Below are 16,777 nucleotides of genomic sequence, written 5' to 3' on the forward strand. Positions count from 1 at the left end.
GTCAGGAGGACGACATGAAGGCGTTGGTCTACGAAGGGCCGCGCACGGTTTCCGTGCGCGAGATGAAAGCGCCAGAGGGGCAGGGCGTTCGCTTGCGGCTGCGCTATTGCGGGGTCTGCGGCACCGATATCGGCATCTATTCGGGCAGCCACCCGCGCGCGCAGGCCCCGCTGGTGCTGGGCCATGAGTTCATCGGTGAGGTGATCGAGGATGCTGCCGGGTTCACCGCCGGGCAGCGGGTCACCGCCTTTCCGCTACTGTCCTGCGGCAGCTGCCACCCCTGCCGCACCGGCAGCCCGCATATCTGCGCCAGCCTGCGCCTTCTGGGCATCGATCAGGACGGCGGCATGGCCGAAGAGATGATCGTCCAGCCCGAGCTTCTGGTGCCGGTGCCGGATCACGTATCCGACCAGCTGGCGGCGCTGATCGAGCCTGTGGCCGTTTGTCTGCGCGTGGCGGACCGGGCGGGCGTCACCATGGGCGACACCTGCGTGGTCACCGGTGCCGGGCCGATCGGGCTGATCACCGCGCTGATGCTGCGCCACGCCGGGGCGGGGCGTACCCTCGTGTCGGACATCGCGCCGGGCCGTCTGAAACTGGCACGCGATCTGGGGTTCGAGACGGTGAACGTCAGCAGCGAGAGCCTTGCCGATGCGGTGGCCGAAGCTACCGGCGGCGATGGCGCGGATGTGCTGGTGGAATGTTCGGGCGCGGCGCCGGTGGCGCTCGAGATGACCCGGCTCGTCCGCACCGGGGGCACGCTGTGCCTTGCGTCGCTCTACAAGGCGCCTGTGCCGGTGCCGCTGCTCGACATGAGCTTCAAGGAACTGCGGCTGATCGGTTCGCGCGTCTACAACCGCGAAGAGTTCCGCCGCGCGGTCGATCTGGTCGCAAAGCTCGAAGAGTCGCTGCTGCGGCTGGTGACGCAGGTGGTGCCGCTGAGCGGGGCCGGGGATGTGTTCGATCTGGTCACCGACCCAACCTCCGACGCGGTGAAAGTGCTCGTCGACTGTCAGGCCTGACTGCGCGCGGCGCTGTGGGCGCGTCCACCCGTTCCAGCCGAGACAGTCGCAGGCCACAGAGGCAGCAGACCAAAGGGGCGCCGCGACGCAGCGTAAATTCCGCCGCGTCGCGGCATGATCAGAAAATTGAAATGCGGCATTGTGTCGCCACGGATCCGTGATAGCCTCCTAAGTAGGGAGGAACGAATATGCATCTTTTTCTGGTCGGCCTGTTGATTGGCTTTCTCATTATGTCGCCGGTGATCGCGCTGGTTCTGTTTGTGGGCATCATGTCGCGCCGCAAAGAGGCTGGCACACCGCCGCGCGGCGGCCTGCGTGCCCCGGTTCGCGGCGGCGGCTTCCCGGCGGGTTTGGCCAAGCCCTGACCGGTTGAAACGGGAAAGCCGGGCGCCTTGGAGGGGGCGCCCGGCTTTCTCGTGCCCTCTGAGCGGTGTGACCGGGTGAGGTTCGCGCCGGTCGGGCAGGCCAGTCAGGTCGGCTAGGCCAGTCAGGCCAGTCAGGTCAGTCCAGCGCCTTGTCGCTGCTGCCCGCGTCACCTTTGACCCAATAGCCTGCCGCCTTGAGGTGCGGTGCCGGATGCGCGCGGTCCTGCAGGAAGTGCAGCTTCAGCGCCCGTGCAACCTGCGCCTCGGCGGCGATCCAGACAAACCCCTTGCCCTCGGGCAGATCGAGTGCCTTTGCCGCATTAAGCAGGGGCGCCGGATCATGCGCGTCTTCGACCGGACGGTGCAGCCAATGCGTGGTCTGTGCCGCAGCGCTCTGCCATTCCTGCTGATCCTCAGGGCCGGGCACGGCGGCAAGGGTGATCGCCGCGACGCCTTCGGGCAGTTCCTCGACGCGGCGCGCCATGGCGGGCAGGGCGGTCTCATCGCCAATCAGAAGATACCAATCGAACACCGGGGCGACCACCGCCGAGCCGCGCGGGCCGCCGACCAGCAATGTATCCCCGGGCTGCGCGGCTTCGGCCCATGCGGTTGCGGGGCCAGCGTCATGCAGCGCAAAATCCAGCACCAGCGTGCGGGCCTCGGCGTCAAAGGCGCGTGGGGTGTAGTCGCGGGCAACGGGCGCCTCGCCGTCGGTGTCCAGAAACAGCTTCACGTGATCGTCCGCGCCGAGGCTGGTGAAATCGGCCAGATCCTCGCCCTCGAGCGTGATGCGCAGCATGTGCGGGGTCAGGCGCTGGCTGTCGCGCACGGTCAGGGTGCGGCGTTTCAACTCGTGGCGGTGGCGGGTGATGATGCTTTCCATGTGAGGTCCTTGCGTCTGTGTCAGTCATCGGAGCCATCGCGGGGCAGGGCCTCGCGGATGTCCCGAGCGGTGTCTCGTAGCTGCGCGGAAAGCGTGGCGATGAGCGTGTCGTCTGCGCCGGGCACCGAGAGGCGCAGGCGCAGGGCGGATTTGATCTCGTCCATGGCGGCGACGATCTCTTTGGGGGCGTTGCCGCGATGCCAGCGCGGCGGCTTGCGGGTCAGCAATTCGTCGGCTGCGGCGCGGTGCGCGGCAAGATGCGCCGCCCCGGCTTCGGTGATGCGCGAGCGTTTGCGCCCGGTCTCATCGGCCTCGATCACCGCGTGCCCCATGTCTTCGAGCCATGAGAGCGTTGGGTAAATCACGCCGGGGCTCGGACAATAAGCCCCCTCGGTGCGCTCTTCGATCTCTTTGATCAACTCGTAGCCGTGCCGGGGGTGCTCGGCGATCATCGCCAGAACCAGCAGCCGCAGCTCGCCGTGGCCGTAGAGCCGCTTGCCGCGTTTGCGGCCGGGAGGGGAATGGTCTTCGGTGGGGCGGGTCATCGCGGTCTGTCTTGTTTAATTTCGATATATCGGAAAATAAGATATATCGGAAATGATGCAAGGGCCCGGTGTTCACGCTCGCGTGCCTAGCGGTCGAGGCTGGGAGGCTGTCATGAAAGCTTCACTTTCCCTGCGTCGATATTTCGAATATTCGTGAAATATGGAAAAAGAGATTCCCGACCGCCTGATGACCCTCGGCCACCCGCAGAGGCTCGCCATCTTCCGGCTGCTGATGCGCCGCTTCCCTGACCGGCTGCCCGCCGGTGAGATCGCCGAGACCATTGGCGTGAAGCCTAGCACGCTCTCGGCCTATCTTGCGGCGCTGATGCGCTCCGATCTGGTCACCCAGACGCGGCTCGGCACCTCGCTTCTTTACTCGCTCGACATGACCCAGGTGCGACAGACCTTCGATTACCTGCTGCGCGACTGCTGTCGCGGGCGGCCCGAGTTCTGCGCGCCATCCCCCTTCCTCTCCGAGACAGGAGTGCCCCCGATGCCTGACCGCAAATACAACGTGCTGTTCATCTGCACCGGCAATTCGGCCCGGTCGATCTTTGCCGAAACACTGCTGCGCGAGATCGCGGGCGACAGGTTCAACGCCTATTCGGCGGGCACCAAGCCCAGCTCCGAGCTGAACCCGATTGCCGTCGAGCTGCTGCACCAAAAGGGCCATGACATCGCCCCGCTGCGTGCCAAGAACGTCTCGGAGTTTTCCGGCGAGAGCGCGCCCGATCTCGATTTCGTCTTCACCGTCTGCAATCAGGCCGCGAACGAGGAGTGCCCGGCATGGGAAGGCCAGCCGATCAGCGGCCATTGGGGCATGCCCGACCCGGTAAAGGCAACCGGCACAGAGGCCGAGAAGATGCTCGCCTTCCAGCAGGCCTATGGCGCGCTCAAGCACCGGATCGAGGCCTTTACCGCGCTGCCTTTCGCGCAGCTTGACCGCATCTCGCTACAGGCGGCGGTGGATGACATCGCCCAGATCGACACGACCCAGACCTCCCCGGAAGAGACCAGATGACCACTTATGCCCTCAACGGCCTTGGCCGTATCGGAAAGCTCGCCCTGAAACCGCTGCTGGACAGCGGCGCCAAGATCGCCTGGATCAACGATGCCGTGGGCGACCCGGCGATGCATGCGCATCTGCTGGAGTTCGACACGGTGCACGGGCGCTGGAATGCCGAGTTCCACCACGACCACGACAGCGTCACGGTGGATGGCGTCCGGCTGCCCTTCATCGGCACGCGTGATCTGTCGGCGCTGCCGCTCGAGGGGGTGGACGTGGTGATCGACTGCACCGGCGTCTTCAAATCCGAAGCCGCGCTCGCCCCCTATTTCGCGGCGGGGGTGAAGAAGGTGGTGGTCTCGGCCCCGGTCAAGGATGGCCCCACGGCAAACATCGTCTACGGCGTCAACGACGGCACCTATGATCCGGCGCGGCACAGCATCGTCACCGCCGCCTCCTGCACCACCAACTGCCTCGCGCCGGTGGTCAAGGTGATCCATGAGAACCTCGGCATAAGGCACGGATCGATCACGACAATCCACGATGTGACCAACACGCAGACCATCGTCGACCGTCCCGCCAAGGACCTGCGCCGCGCGCGCTCGGCGCTGAACTCGCTGATCCCCACCACCACGGGCTCTGCCACGGCGATCACGCTGATCTACCCCGAACTGAAGGGGCGGTTGAACGGCCACGCGGTGCGTGTGCCGCTGCTCAACGCCTCGCTCACCGACTGCGTCTTCGAGGTGGAGCGCGCGACCAGCGCCGAGGAGGTCAACGCGCTGTTCGAGGCGGCCTCAAAGGGCGCGCTCAAGGGCATCCTTGGCTATGAAGAGCGCCCCTTGGTGTCGTGCGACTACACCAACGACACCCGTTCTTCGATCATCGACGCGCCCTCGACCATGGTGGTGAACGGCACGCAGGTGAAGATCTACGCGTGGTACGACAACGAGATGGGCTACGCGCACCGTCTGGTGAATGTGGCGCGCATGGTCGGAGACAAGCTGTGAGCCATCCTTCTTCGGACAGGCCCGAGGGCCTGTCGGCCTATATCGCGGTGACGGCGGCCTATTGGGCCTTCATGCTCACCGATGGCGCGCTGCGGATGCTGGTGCTGCTGCACTTCCACAGCCTCGGGTTCAGCCCGGTGCAACTGGCCTATCTCTTCGTGCTCTACGAGATCGCCGGGATGGTCACCAACCTTTCGGCGGGCTGGATCGCCGCGCGCTTTGGCCTGACGTCGACGCTCTATGCAGGCCTGTCGCTGCAAGTGGTGGCGCTGCTGGCGCTGACCCAGCTTGATCCGTCTTGGGCGATCGGCACCTCGGTGGCCTTCGTGATGTGCGTGCAGGGCGCGTCGGGGGTGGCCAAGGATCTGGCGAAAATGTCCTCCAAATCGGCGGTGAAACTGCTGGCCCCTTCCGAGGGCGGCGGTCTGTTTCGCTGGGTGGCGGTGCTGACCGGATCGAAGAACGCGGTCAAAGGCGTCGGCTTTCTGCTTGGCGCGGCGCTTTTGGCGACGCTCGGCTTCACTTGGGCGGTGCTGGCGATGGCGCTGGTGCTGGCGGTGATCCTGATCGCCGTTGCGCTGCTGATGCCGGGTGGTCTGCCCAAGGGCCGCAAGGGCGCAAAATTCTCCGAGGTCTTCTCGAAATCGGCCAACGTCAACTGGCTGTCGGCGGCGCGGGTGTTCCTCTTCGGCGCGCGCGACGTGTGGTTCGTGGTCGGCATCCCGATCTATTTCTACGCGGTGCTCTCGGACGGCAGCGAGGCGGGCAACCGCGCGGCCTTCTTCATGATCGGCAGTTTCATGGCGGTCTGGGTGATCCTCTATGGCGCGGTGCAGGCCAGCGCGCCGCGTATCCTGAGGGCCAAAAGCCGGCCCGAAAGCGAGCTGATCCCTGCCGCCCGCAGCTGGGCCGCAGCGCTTTTCGTGGTGCCCGCGGCGCTGACGGTGGCGGTGCTGCTGTCGCCCGGGCCGCAGATGTGGCTGACGGTGGTGCTGGTGATCGGCCTTTTGGTCTTTGGGGCGATCTTCGCCGTGAACTCCGCGCTGCATTCCTACCTGATCCTCGCCTTCACGAAATCCGAGCGGGTGACGATGGACGTGGGGTTTTACTACATGGCCAATGCGGCGGGGCGGCTGATCGGCACGCTGCTGTCTGGGCTGACCTACCAGATCGGAGGGCTGCCTCTGGTTTTGGGCACGGCGGCGCTGATGGTGGCGCTGGCCGCGCTGACCTCGGGCAGGCTGAGCGCCGAGCCGCAGGAGGTGGCGGTCTGAGTTGCGCGCAAAGGGACGCGCCCGACCCTGGGTGGGCGCGTCTCGGCGCTGAAGCGGGGCGCTTTATCGCCTCACCCCGAACGACGCGCGTGGTAGGCGCGGCACCGCAAATGCGCCCTCCCTGGGGGAGGGTCGGGCGCGGCCCGTGGCTGGTCGCCCCGTGCCATGGCACCCTTCCACCGCAAACGCAAAAGGCCCGGGCACATCGCCCGGGCCTTCGCTTTGTCTCCGCCGCGCCTCAGGTCACCGGGGGCGTGCGGCCCTTGTGGATCTTCTCGCGCAGCCCCTGAATCAGCTTGAAGAACACCGGGCCAAAGATCGCCCCGAGCACCGCCGAGGCAATCGCCCCGCCGAACACCGCAAGCCCCAGCGACACCCGGCTCGCCGAGCCCGCGCCGCTGGCAATCACCAGCGGGTAGACCCCCACCGCGAAGGCCAGCACGGTCATCATCACCGGGCGGAAGCGCAGCTTGGCCGCCTGCATGGCGGCCTCATGCAGTTCCAGTTCCGCCGCCTCGCGCTGCTGCTTGCCGAACTCGACGATCAGGATCGCCGTCTTCGCCGCCAGCGCGATCAGCATCAACAGGCCGATCTGCCCGTAAAGACTGAGCGGCTCCCCGGCGATGCGCAGCGAGATCAGCGCCCCCAGCACCGCGAAAGGCACCGTCAGCAGCACCGCCACGGGCGTCAGGAAACTCTCATAGAGCGCCGCGAGGAAGAGGAAGGTGAACACCAGGCTCAGCCCCAGCGCGATCGGCACGGCATTGCCCGAAGAGCGTTCCTCGCGCGAGGAGCCGGTCCAGTCGTAGCGGAAGCCCGCAGGCAGCGCCTCGGCGGACAACTCTTCAAAAGCATCCATCGCATTGCCCGTGCTGTACCCACCGGCGGCATTGGGAATGCCGGTGATCGTCGCCGAGTTGTAGGTGTTGTAGCGATAGAGAACGTCCGGCCCGGTGGTAGGCACCGGGGTGATCACCGTCGACAGCGGCACCATGCCGCCCTCGCGGTTGCGCACATAGAGCGTGTCGAACGCCCGCTCGTTCTGGCGGAACTGGGCATCCGCCTGCACCATCACCCGGTAGGATTGACCGAAGACGTTGAAGTCGTTGATGTAAAGCGCCCCAAGCTGCGCCTGCAGGGTGAGGAAGATGTCCGAGATCTGCACGCCCAAAGTCTTGGCCCGCACCCGGTCGATCTCGAGGTTGAGCTGCGGCGCATCGGCCTTGAAGGTGGAATAGGCCAGCGCGATCTCGTCAAGCTGGTTGGCCGGGGCGAGGAAGCCCTGAAGCGCGGCGGTCATCTCCTCCGGCCCGCGCCCCTGCGTGTCTTCGAGCACGAAAGCCAGACCCTCGACCGCGCCGATGCCCGGCAGGGCGGGCGCACCAAAGATGATCGTCTGCGCCTCGGGCAGATCGGCGAACTGCTGCGTGAACTTGCGCTGCAGATAGGCCTGACTGCTTTCAACCGTGGTCCTCTCGCTCCATTCCTTGAGCTTGACGATGATCATGCCCGAGTTGGCCTGCAGCGCCGAGTTGAGGATCGAGTAGCCGTTCACCGAAAGCACGTTCTCCACCGCCTCATCCTCGCCAAGCGCATCGGTGAGCCGGTCCATGACAATTTCGGTCCGGTTCAGCGAGGCGCCCGAGGGCAGCTGCACATCGACCATGAAGAAGCCCTTGTCCTCGGTCGGGATGAAGCTCGTCGGTGTGGTGGTAAAGAGCGTGTACATGCCAAAGAACAGCGCCGCGACGATGGCGATGGCGATGAGCGCGTGTTTGGCAAGGAAATCGACCGTGGCGGCATAGACCCGCGTCACCCAGTCGAACCCTTTGTTGAATCCCCGGATGACGAAATTGGGGTGCAACCCCGGCTTCATCAGCACCGAGGCCAGCGCCGGGCTGAGCGTCAGCGCGTTGACCATGGAGATCAGCACCGAGACGGTCAGCGTCGCGCCGAACTGGCTGAACATCCGCCCGGTGATGCCGGGCAGCAGTAGCGTGGGCCCAAAGACCGCCGCCAGCACCAGCGAGGTGGCGACGATGGGGCCGGTCACCTCTGCCATGGCGCGGCGGGTGGCCTCGGGCGCGTCCAGTTCGGGGTTCTCGTGCAGGATGCGCTCGACGTTCTCGACCACGATGATCGCGTCGTCCACCACCAGCGCGATGGCAAGGATCAGCGCAAACAGCGTCACCGTGTTGATCGTCATGCCAAAGGCGTAGAGCACCGCCAATGTGCCGATGATCGAGACCGGCACGGCGATGGTCGGGATCAGCGTCGCCCGGATCGAGCCAAGGAAGATATAGGTCACCGCCACCACCAGCAGGATGGTGAAGATCATGGTGATCACCGTCTCTTCGAGCGAGGCTTCGATGAACAGCGTCGTGTCATGGCCGATGACGTAATCGACGCCCTCGGGGAAATACTCCTTCAGCTCCTCCATCTTCTCGCGGACCGCCTCGGCGACCACCAGCGAATTGGCTTCGCTCAGCTTATAGATCGCCATCAGCACGCCGGGCTGGTTGTTGAACTCGCCATAGCCCTTGTAGGCAAAAGCGCCCAGCTCGATCCGTGCCACGTCGCGCAGCCGGATCACCGAGCCCGCGTCATTGGCCGACAGGATGATGTCGCCGAACTCTTCTTCTGTCTCCAGCCTGCCTTTGGTGGTCAGCACGTATTGGAACTGCGTGTTTTCGGCAGCCGGAGCGGCCCCCAATTGTCCCACGGCGGCCTGCGCGTTCTGCTCTTTCACCGCCAGAACGATCTCGTTCACGGTGATATTGTGGTTGGCCATCTGCACCGGATCGAGCCACGCGCGCATGCCGTAATCCAGCGCGCCGATGTTCTCGGCGGCGCCGACGCCGGGCAGGCGGGCCAGTTCGCCCTCGACGTTGATCGAGGCGTAGTTCGACAAGAACAGCCCGTCAAAGCGCCCGTCGGGCGAGACGACGTTCACCACCATCAGGATGTCCGGATTGCGCTTGCGCACCCTTATGCCGCGCTGGCGCACCTCGGCGGGCAGCCCCGGCTCGGCCAGCGCCACGCGGTTCTGCACGTCGACCTGCGCCAGATCGGCATCGACACCGGTCTCGAAGGTCACCGTCAGCGTATAGCTTCCGTCCGCGGCGGCCTTGGATTCCATATAGGCCATGCCCTCGGCGCCGTTCACCTCATCCTCGATGGGGGTGGCGACGGCCTGCAGCACGGTCTGCGCATCCGCGCCGGGGTAATTGGCGCGGACCACCACCTTGGGGGCGGCGATGTCGGGATACTGGTCGATCGGCATCACCTGAAGCGTGAGCAGGCCGAACAGCGTGATGAGCAGGGAAATGACGAAGGCGAACTTGGGTCGCCTGATGAAAAATAGGGGTCCCATGAAATTCTCCGCTGCCGGGGATCAGCTGTCGTAGGGCTGGGGGGTGACGGCGAGGCCCTGACGCATGCGCTGCAGCCCCTCCACGACCACCCGCTCGCCATCTGCAAGCCCTTCGGTGACGGTCCAGTCGGCGCCATTGCGCACGCCCACGGTGATGTTGCGCCGCTCGACCACGTCGCCGTCGCCGACCACCCAGACGAAATGCCCCTGCTGGTCGAGGCTGACCGCGCGCTGCGGCACCAAGGGTGCCTGAACCGGCTCGATCACCTGTCCGCGGATCGTCACGTTCTGGCCCGGCAGAAGCAGGCCGTTGGGATTGGGGAAAAGAACCCGCGCCGCAATGGTGCCGGTGCTGGCAACGCCGGTGTTGTCCCAATTCTCGAAGGTGCCCTTCTCGGGGTAGACCTCGCCGCCGGGCAGGATCGCCTCAAGTTCGAGCGGAGGGATCGAGCCGCCCGCCTCTTCGATCTCCAGCCGCTTGGCGAGAAAGCCAAAATAGTTGGACTGATCCACCAGCCCGACCGCGTAAATCGGATCGAGCGAGACGATGGTGGCGATATAGCCGATCTGCGTCGGGTCACCGACGGTGAAAAGATCGCCCACCGAATACTGCGGGGCCGAAATGCGGCCGCTGAACGGGGCGTAGACCTTTGTATCGGCGAGGTCTTCTTCGGCCTGCGCGATCTGGGCGCTGGCCACGTCGACCTGCGCCTGCGCCACATCCGCCTGCGCCTGCGCGTATTCTACCTCGCGCTGCGAGACGGTGTTGCTCTGCGACAGCTGCGTCGCCCGGTCGAGATCGAGATCGGCCTTAATCGCTGCGGCTTCGGCCTGCTTCAGCGCGGCATGGGCTTGGGCGAGGGCGATGCGGTAATGCGTTTCGTCCATTTCCACCAGCAACTCGCCCTCTTCAACGAAAGCGCCTGCGGTGATGTGCATGGCGGTGATCTGCGCCTGCACGGTGGGCCGGATCGACGCGGTGTTCAGCGCCTCGATACGGGCCGGGTGGGTGAACGAGGGACGGATGCTCTGGGTGGCGATGGTCTGCACCAAGGCGGTGGGGCCGGGGGCGGCCTCGTCCTGAGCCAGTGTGAGTGTCGGAGAAGCCAGAAACGCGGCGCACAAGGATACGGTGGAAATCTTTCGAAGCAGTCCAATCAACATATCAAAGGTCCTTTCACGGACGGAGCTATGTCATAGAGCGTACACCAAATACGGGAAAAATCTATTTTTATTACAATCATGTCGCGGTGATCCGCCCGTACAATAGCACGTTTGCGGGCGTTCTGCGCGAATGCGTCGCCACCCAAGGGCGCAGGGCTTGCAACCCATCGGCGAGCGTTGCGCGGGGGCAAGAGCGTCTGCCCACCGCCCTCACAGTTCTGTCATACGAAAATATTGACAGTCATCATACAAGTCAGTCATAACCGCGGCGTGACGTCATATGCATCTACAGGGAGGAGATCATCATGCGATTCACCAAGACCGGGGCTCTTACTGCCACCGCCGCGCTCTGCGGCCTTCTGGCCGGTGCCGCGCAGGCCGAAACCTGGCGCGCCTGGGCCATTCACCCCGAGGATTATCCGAACGTCGTGGCGATGCAGCAGTTCGCCGACGAGGTGACGGAAAAGACCGAGGGCCGGATCGAGCCCACCGTCTACGCCAATGGCGTTCTGGGCGCGCAGCCCGACGCCATCGAGCAGGTGCGTGCCGGTGCCATCGCGGTCGGCAATTTCAACATGGGCCCGATGGGCGAGATCGTTCCGGCGACCAACGTGCTGTCGCTGCCCTTCATCTTCCGCGACGTGGACCACATGCACGCGGCGATGGACGGCGAGATCGGTCAGCGTTTCTCGGACGCTCTGTCGGAAGAAGGGCTTGTGGCGCTCTCGTGGATGGATAGCGGCTCGCGCTCTTTCTACAACACCAAGCACCCGATCGAGACGCCCGCCGACATGGACGGTCTGAAGTTCCGTGTGATGAACAACGATCTTTACGTGCAGATGGTCGACAAGCTGGGCGGCAACGCCACGCCGATGGCCTATGGCGAGGTCTATCAGTCGCTGAAGACCGGCGTGATCGACGGGGCCGAGAACAACTACCCGTCGTTCGAAAGCTCGAACCACTACGAGGTGGCCAAATACTATTCGATCACCAACCACCTGATCATCCCCGAGTGCATCTGCGTTTCGACCAAGGTCTGGGACGGCGTGTCGGATGAGGACAAGGCGATCGTCACCGAGGCGGCGGTAAAAGCCGCAGACCTCCAGCGCGAGCTTTGGGCCGAACGCTCGGAAGCCTCCAAGCAGAAGGTGATCGACAGCGGCGTGGCGGTGAACGAGGTCGAGGACGGGCAGGCGTTTCAGGACGCCATGGAGCCGGTCTATGCCGATTTCATCGCCGCCAACCCCGATCTGGAAAGCCTGATCCGCGACATCCAGTCGGTACAGTGATCACCGGCATCGCTTGATCTGAAAAAGACGTGTCCCCGCGGGGACACGTCATGTCCGGGAGGGGTTCATGGCGCACGCGCAACCGGCCGGGGCAGGGGCCATCTATCGCCTGCTCAATCTTCTGTCGCGTCTGTGCGTGCTCGTTGCGGGCAGCGGGCTGGTGCTGCTGATCGCCATCTTCGGCTGGCTGGTCTGGGGCCGCTACGTGATGAACGACACCCCCACATGGGTTGAGCAGCTGGCGCTGATCCTCGTGGTCTGGATCACCTTCCTCGGCGCGGCCGCCGGGGTCTGGAGCCGCACGCACCTGTCGGTGGACTTCATTCGCGACGCCTTTCCCGGCCCCATCGCAATGGCGATGAAGTGGCTGGCGCTCATCGGTGTGCTGATCTTCGCCATCTGCCTTGGCTGGCAGGGCTACATCCTTGCCGAGAACACATGGGCGCGCACCGTGCCAATGCTCGGCATCTCCGAGGGCATGCGCGCCGTGCCCATGGCGATCTGCGGCGCGCTGAGCGCGCTTTTCACTCTCTATCAAATGGCCGAACTGGCGAAGGGCCGCGGGTACTGACATGGGTTTGATCATTCTTTTCGGGGTTTTCGCGGGCGGGCTTATCTGCGGCATGCCCGTGGCCTTCGCCATCGGTCTCGCGGCAGTGGGCGGTTTCGTCTACGAGGGGCTGCCGCTGTTCATCGGCTTCCAGCGCGTGCTGTCGGGCATCTCGGTGTTCTCGCTGCTGGCGATCCCCTTCTTCATCTTCGCGGGCGAGCTGATGATGCACGGCGGCATCGCCGGACGGCTGGTGCGGCTGGCCTCTTCGGCGGTGGGCGCGATGCGCGGCGGGCTGGGCGTGGTCAATGTGGCCTCCTCGATGCTCTTCGGCGGCATCTCGGGCTCGGCGGTGGCGGACACCTCGGCGCTTGGCTCGATCCTCATCCCGGTGATGAAGGAAAAGGGCTATGACCCTGATTATGCGGTGAATGTCACCGTCACCTCCTCGGTCGCGGGTGTGGTGATCCCGCCCTCGCACAACATGATCCTCTTTGCCGTGGCGGCGGGCGGCGTGTCGGTGTCGAAGCTGTTCATCGCGGGGGTGATCCCCGGCATGCTCATGTGCCTCTGCCTTGGCATCGTGGCCTATGCGGTCGCCGTGCGCCGCGGTTACCCGGCTGAAACCTTTCCTGGCTGGAAGGCGCTTGGCCTGTCGTTCATCGTCGCCCTGCCGGGCCTGATGACCGCGATCATCGTGGTGGGCGGGGTGCTGTCGGGGGTGATGACGGTCACCGAGTCCGGCGCCTTCGGGGCGATCTGGGCGATCCTCGTGACCACCTTCGTTTACCGCGAACTGAGCTGGGAGGGCTTCAAGACCGCCGTCGTCAGCTCGGTGCGCACAACCGCGCTGGTGATGCTGCTGGTGGCGACGGCCTCGGCCTTTTCCTACCTGCTGACCCTCTACCGGGTGCCGGACCTGCTGGCCAATGCAGTGACCGGCATCTCGGACAACCCGATTGTGATCCTGCTGCTGCTGAACCTGATCCTGCTGGTGCTTGGTATGATCATGGATATGGCGGCGCTGATCCTGATCTGTACGCCGATCTTCCTGCCGGTTGCGGTGGGGCTGGGGATGGACCCCATCCAGTTCGGCGTCGTGATGATGATGAACCTCGGCCTTGGCCTCTGCACCCCGCCGGTGGGCGCCTGCCTCTTCGTGGGCTGCGTCGTGGGCGGCGTGCGGATCGAACATGCGGTGAAGACGATCCTGCCGTTCTACGCGGCGATCCTCGTGGCGCTGCTGCTGGTGACATATGTCCCGGCCTTCTCCATGTTCCTGCCAAGCCTGATGGAGTGAGAGACATGAAGATGAAACGTATCCTGATCACCGGCGCGGCGGGCCAGCTTGGCAAGATCCTGCGCGAGACGCTGAAGCCCCACGCCGAGGAACTGCGGCTGTCGGACATCGCCGAGATCACCGACCTTGGCCCCAATGAGAGCTTCGTGGCCTGCGACATCGCCGACGGCGAGGCGGTGAAATCGCTGGTCGAGGGCTGCGACGGGGTGGTGCATCTGGGCGGTATCTCGGTCGAGAAGAATTTCGACCTTATCGAAGCCGCCAATCTGCGCGGCGTCTACAACCTCTATGAGGCGGCGCGTTTGCACGGCATGCCCCGGATCATCTTTGCCAGTTCCAACCACACGATCGGCTATTACAAGCAGGAACAGCGGCTGAAGCATACCGATCCGTTCAAGCCCGATGGTCTTTACGGTGTGTCGAAGATCTTCGGCGAGGCGGTGGCCAGCCTCTACCACGACAAATTCGGGCAGGAGAGCGCGCTGGTGCGCATCGGGTCCTGCACCCCGAAGCCCGAGAACTGGCGCATGCTGTCGACCTGGATCAGCCCGCGCGATTTCACCGCGCTGATCATGGCTGCCTTCACCGCGCCGCGCCTTGGCTGCACCGTGGTCTGGGGGCAATCGGCCAATGACATGGGCTGGTGGGACAACTCCCACGTCGCCTTCCTTGGCTGGGTGCCGCAGGATAATTCTCAGGACTACGCCGAGGAAATCCGCCGTACCGTGCCGCGCCCCGGCCCCGAGGACTCGGTGGCGAAATATCAGGGCGGCGTCTTCACCGACGAGCCCATCCACCAAAGCTGACACTTCATTCCATTCCCATAGGCCCGCACGCGCGCGCCCCCAAAAGAGGACCCACGCATGGACCCGCAACAGATCAAAGAAGCGCTCGGCTCCGGCCTGCTTTCCTTCCCGGTCACCCCCTTTGACGCCGACAATAAGTTCGTCGCCGATCCCTATCAGAAGCACGTCGAGTGGCTGTCGGGCTTTGACGCGCCGGTGCTTTTTGCGGCGGGCGGCACGGGCGAGTTCTTCTCGCTGACGCCGGAGGAGATCCCGGCCATCGTCACGGCGGCCAAGGAAAGCGCGGGCAAGACCGCGATCGTTTCGGGCTGCGGCTATGGCACCGAGATCGCCAAGGGCATCGCGCGCTCGGTCGAGGCGGCGGGTGGCGACGGCATCCTGCTGCTGCCGCACTATCTGATCGACGCGCCGCAGGAAGGGCTCTTTGAGCACGTCAAAGCGGTCTGCAATGCCACCGGCATGGGCGTCATGGTCTACAACCGCGACAACGCCGTGCTGCAGGCCGACACGCTGGCGCGGCTCTGCGACGAATGCCCGAACCTCGTGGGCTTCAAGGACGGCACCGGCGATATCGGTCTCGTGCGGCAGATCACCGCCAAGATGGGCGACCGGCTGATCTACCTCGGCGGCATGCCGACGGCCGAGCTGTTTGCCGAAGCCTACCTTGGCGCGGGCTTCACCACCTACAGCTCGGCGGTGTTCAACTTTGTGCCCGCTCTGGCGAACAAGTTCTATGCCGCGCTGCGGGCCGGGGATCGCGCTACTTGCGAGGACATCCTCAAGAGCTTCTTCTACCCGTTCATGGACCTGCGCTCGCGCCGCAAGGGCTATGCCGTGTCGGCGATCAAGGCGGGCGTGCGTCTGGTTGGCTTCGATGCGGGCCCCGTCCGCGCGCCGCTGTCGGACCTGACGGGCGAGGAGGAGGAAATCCTCAAAGCCCTGATCGACGCGCACCAGTAAGTTCGAGGACCCAAGATGAAGATCACCGAGATCCGCACCCACCTTCTGGAACACAAGCTGGAGACCGCCTTCGAGAGCGCTTCCATGCGCTTCGACCGGCGGGTGCATCTGCTGGTCGAGGTGATCTGCGACGATGGCACCACGGGCTGGGGCGAATGCCTCGGCCCGGCAGGTCCGAACCGCGCCATGGTCGAGGCCTATAAGCCGTGGCTTCTGGGCAAGGACCCGTTGGAAACCGAGAAGCACTGGGCCGTGCTCTACAACGCGCTGCGCGATCAGGGTCAGCGGGGGATCTCGGTCTGCGCCCTTTCCGGCATCGACATCGCGCTGTGGGACATCAAGGGCAAGGCGCTTGGTGTTCCTGTCTCCACGCTGCTGGGCGGGCGGTTCCGCGAGAAGGTGCGCTGCTATGCCACCGGCTCGTTCAAGCGTGACGGGGTCGACCGGGTCGCGGACAATGCCGAAGAGATGCGCGGCCACGCGGCGGCGGGCTTCCACGCGGTGAAGATCAAGATCGGGTTCGACCCTGCCGAGGATCTGCAGGTCATCAAGGCGGTGCGCGAGGCGATCGGGCCGGACACCCGCCTGATGATCGACGGCAACCATGGCTATGACGTGATCGAGGCGGTGCGCGTGGGCAATACCGCCGCCGAGTATGACATCGACTGGTTCGAAGAGCCGGTGATCCCCGAACAGCTGGATGCCTATGCCGAGGTCCGCGCGCGCCAGCCGATCCCGGTGGCAGGCGGCGAGACATGGCACACCCGCTGGGGCTTTGCCGAGCCGATGCGGCGGCGGGTGATCGACATCGCCCAGCCCGATCTTTGCGGCGTGGGCGGCTTCACCGAGGCCAAGCGGGTGGCCGATCTTGCCACGCTGCACGGCGTTCGGGTGGTGCCGCACGTCTGGGGCACGGCGGTGCAGATCGCGGCGGCGCTGCAGTTCATGGCGGCGATGGTGCCCGACCCGGTGAGGCGGGGGCCGATCGAGCCGATCATGGAGTTCGACCGCACCCATAACCCCTTCCGCCAAGCGGTTTTGAGACAGCCCATCGAGCATGAGAACGGCTGGGTCAGCATCCCCGACGCGCCGGGGCTGGGGATCGAGATCGACCGGGACGCGCTGAAGGAGTTCGCCCCGAAGGGGTGACGTGCGGAGCCGGGCGAGCGCCTGCCCGTGGGGTGGCGCTGCGACGATTGAGGTCTGCGCTTTATGCCTGCCATATCCGTA

At 65.0% G+C, this 16,777-nt stretch carries 15 protein-coding genes; 11 read left to right on the forward strand and 4 right to left on the reverse strand.

Translation table 11 applies throughout. The annotated features are described in order from the left end of the window. The first annotated feature begins 14 nt into the window (after nt 1-14). Nucleotides 15-1,022: a zinc-dependent alcohol dehydrogenase gene (locus ACXAD2_RS24600; protein WP_475176409.1), complete on the forward strand. Its 1,008-nt coding sequence runs from the start codon at nt 15-17 to the stop codon at nt 1,020-1,022. 188 nt (nt 1,023-1,210) lie between these two features. Further along, the gene (locus tag ACXAD2_RS24605; protein ID WP_157374261.1) at nt 1,211-1,387 is read left to right on the forward strand and encodes a hypothetical protein; all 177 of its coding nucleotides are present in this window, start codon (nt 1,211-1,213) and stop codon (nt 1,385-1,387) included. 136 nt (nt 1,388-1,523) lie between these two features. Here the strand turns inward: ACXAD2_RS24605 and ACXAD2_RS24610 are convergent, their stop codons facing one another. Then, nucleotides 1,524-2,270 carry a siderophore-interacting protein gene (locus tag ACXAD2_RS24610; RefSeq protein WP_475176414.1) on the reverse strand — a complete coding sequence of 249 codons (747 nt, stop codon included), beginning with the start codon at nt 2,268-2,270 and terminating at the stop codon, nt 1,524-1,526. Between the two features lie 20 nt (nt 2,271-2,290). Beyond that, the gene (locus tag ACXAD2_RS24615; RefSeq protein WP_475176419.1) at nt 2,291-2,815 is read right to left on the reverse strand and encodes a PadR family transcriptional regulator; all 525 of its coding nucleotides are present in this window, start codon (nt 2,813-2,815) and stop codon (nt 2,291-2,293) included. Between the two features lie 160 nt (nt 2,816-2,975). On the opposite strand from ACXAD2_RS24615, the gene ACXAD2_RS24620 reads away from it, so the two are divergent. From ACXAD2_RS24620 to arsJ, 3 genes are read left to right on the forward strand one after another with little or no spacing between them, the layout of a single operon-like run. Further along, nucleotides 2,976-3,836, forward strand: coding sequence for an arsenate reductase/protein-tyrosine-phosphatase family protein (locus ACXAD2_RS24620; RefSeq protein WP_475176425.1), 861 nt, complete (start codon nt 2,976-2,978; stop codon nt 3,834-3,836). Beyond that, nucleotides 3,833-4,831 carry an ArsJ-associated glyceraldehyde-3-phosphate dehydrogenase gene (locus ACXAD2_RS24625; RefSeq protein ID WP_475176426.1) on the forward strand — a complete coding sequence of 333 codons (999 nt, stop codon included), beginning with the start codon at nt 3,833-3,835 and terminating at the stop codon, nt 4,829-4,831. Before ACXAD2_RS24620 ends, ACXAD2_RS24625 begins: the two co-directional genes overlap by 4 nt. Beyond that, nucleotides 4,828-6,105 carry an organoarsenical effux MFS transporter ArsJ gene (gene arsJ / locus ACXAD2_RS24630; RefSeq protein WP_475176427.1) on the forward strand — a complete coding sequence of 426 codons (1,278 nt, stop codon included), beginning with the start codon at nt 4,828-4,830 and terminating at the stop codon, nt 6,103-6,105. The genes ACXAD2_RS24625 and arsJ overlap by 4 nt, the downstream gene beginning before the upstream one ends. Before the next feature lie 238 nt (nt 6,106-6,343). On the opposite strand, the gene ACXAD2_RS24635 is transcribed toward arsJ, so the two are convergent. Continuing rightward, nucleotides 6,344-9,478, reverse strand: coding sequence for an efflux RND transporter permease subunit (locus tag ACXAD2_RS24635; RefSeq protein WP_475176429.1), 3,135 nt, complete (start codon nt 9,476-9,478; stop codon nt 6,344-6,346). Nucleotides 9,479-9,499: 21 nt separating this feature from the next. Continuing rightward, complete coding sequence (locus ACXAD2_RS24640; protein WP_475176434.1) at nt 9,500-10,642, reverse strand: efflux RND transporter periplasmic adaptor subunit; 1,143 nt, start codon at nt 10,640-10,642, stop codon at nt 9,500-9,502. Nucleotides 10,643-10,947: 305 nt separating this feature from the next. On the opposite strand from ACXAD2_RS24640, the gene ACXAD2_RS24645 reads away from it, so the two are divergent. The 6 genes from ACXAD2_RS24645 to ACXAD2_RS24670 all read left to right on the forward strand — a co-directional run bounded on the left by ACXAD2_RS24645 (nt 10,948) and on the right by ACXAD2_RS24670 (nt 16,696). Then, complete coding sequence (locus ACXAD2_RS24645; RefSeq protein ID WP_475176437.1) at nt 10,948-11,931, forward strand: TRAP transporter substrate-binding protein; 984 nt, start codon at nt 10,948-10,950, stop codon at nt 11,929-11,931. A 67-nt stretch (nt 11,932-11,998) separates the two neighbouring features. Then, nucleotides 11,999-12,502, forward strand: coding sequence for a TRAP transporter small permease (locus ACXAD2_RS24650; protein ID WP_475176440.1), 504 nt, complete (start codon nt 11,999-12,001; stop codon nt 12,500-12,502). Between the two features lies 1 nt (nt 12,503). Next, nucleotides 12,504-13,781: a TRAP transporter large permease gene (locus tag ACXAD2_RS24655; RefSeq protein ID WP_066109502.1), complete on the forward strand. Its 1,278-nt coding sequence runs from the start codon at nt 12,504-12,506 to the stop codon at nt 13,779-13,781. Between the two features lie 5 nt (nt 13,782-13,786). Next, nucleotides 13,787-14,587, forward strand: a complete 801-nt coding sequence (locus ACXAD2_RS24660) for an NAD-dependent epimerase/dehydratase family protein (protein ID WP_475176447.1) — start codon at nt 13,787-13,789, stop codon at nt 14,585-14,587. 57 nt (nt 14,588-14,644) lie between these two features. Then, the gene (gene kdgD / locus ACXAD2_RS24665) at nt 14,645-15,547 is read left to right on the forward strand and encodes a 5-dehydro-4-deoxyglucarate dehydratase (RefSeq protein WP_475176451.1); all 903 of its coding nucleotides are present in this window, start codon (nt 14,645-14,647) and stop codon (nt 15,545-15,547) included. Nucleotides 15,548-15,562: 15 nt separating this feature from the next. Further along, the gene (locus ACXAD2_RS24670; RefSeq protein ID WP_475176454.1) at nt 15,563-16,696 is read left to right on the forward strand and encodes a mandelate racemase/muconate lactonizing enzyme family protein; all 1,134 of its coding nucleotides are present in this window, start codon (nt 15,563-15,565) and stop codon (nt 16,694-16,696) included. The last annotated feature ends 81 nt before the right edge of the window (nt 16,697-16,777 follow it).

This window comes from Salipiger sp. ABN3_019 (assembly GCF_056158605.1).

What these genes read in the sequence shown, in the direction of transcription:
- ACXAD2_RS24650 (WP_475176440.1), top strand. Translation starts at nt 11,999, where the DNA reads ATGGCGCACGCGCAACCGGCCGGGGCAGGGGCCATCTATCGCCTGCTC.
- kdgD (WP_475176451.1), top strand. Translation starts at nt 14,645, where the DNA reads ATGGACCCGCAACAGATCAAAGAAGCGCTCGGCTCCGGCCTGCTTTCC.
- ACXAD2_RS24670 (WP_475176454.1), top strand. Translation starts at nt 15,563, where the DNA reads ATGAAGATCACCGAGATCCGCACCCACCTTCTGGAACACAAGCTGGAG.
- ACXAD2_RS24640 (WP_475176434.1), bottom strand. Translation starts at nt 10,642, where the DNA reads ATGTTGATTGGACTGCTTCGAAAGATTTCCACCGTATCCTTGTGCGCC.
- ACXAD2_RS24620 (WP_475176425.1), top strand. Translation starts at nt 2,976, where the DNA reads ATGGAAAAAGAGATTCCCGACCGCCTGATGACCCTCGGCCACCCGCAG.
- ACXAD2_RS24605 (WP_157374261.1), top strand. Translation starts at nt 1,211, where the DNA reads ATGCATCTTTTTCTGGTCGGCCTGTTGATTGGCTTTCTCATTATGTCG.
- ACXAD2_RS24615 (WP_475176419.1), bottom strand. Translation starts at nt 2,815, where the DNA reads ATGACCCGCCCCACCGAAGACCATTCCCCTCCCGGCCGCAAACGCGGC.
- ACXAD2_RS24625 (WP_475176426.1), top strand. Translation starts at nt 3,833, where the DNA reads ATGACCACTTATGCCCTCAACGGCCTTGGCCGTATCGGAAAGCTCGCC.
- ACXAD2_RS24610 (WP_475176414.1), bottom strand. Translation starts at nt 2,270, where the DNA reads ATGGAAAGCATCATCACCCGCCACCGCCACGAGTTGAAACGCCGCACC.
- ACXAD2_RS24645 (WP_475176437.1), top strand. Translation starts at nt 10,948, where the DNA reads ATGCGATTCACCAAGACCGGGGCTCTTACTGCCACCGCCGCGCTCTGC.
- ACXAD2_RS24660 (WP_475176447.1), top strand. Translation starts at nt 13,787, where the DNA reads ATGAAGATGAAACGTATCCTGATCACCGGCGCGGCGGGCCAGCTTGGC.
- ACXAD2_RS24655 (WP_066109502.1), top strand. Translation starts at nt 12,504, where the DNA reads ATGGGTTTGATCATTCTTTTCGGGGTTTTCGCGGGCGGGCTTATCTGC.
- ACXAD2_RS24635 (WP_475176429.1), bottom strand. Translation starts at nt 9,478, where the DNA reads ATGGGACCCCTATTTTTCATCAGGCGACCCAAGTTCGCCTTCGTCATT.
- ACXAD2_RS24600 (WP_475176409.1), top strand. Translation starts at nt 15, where the DNA reads ATGAAGGCGTTGGTCTACGAAGGGCCGCGCACGGTTTCCGTGCGCGAG.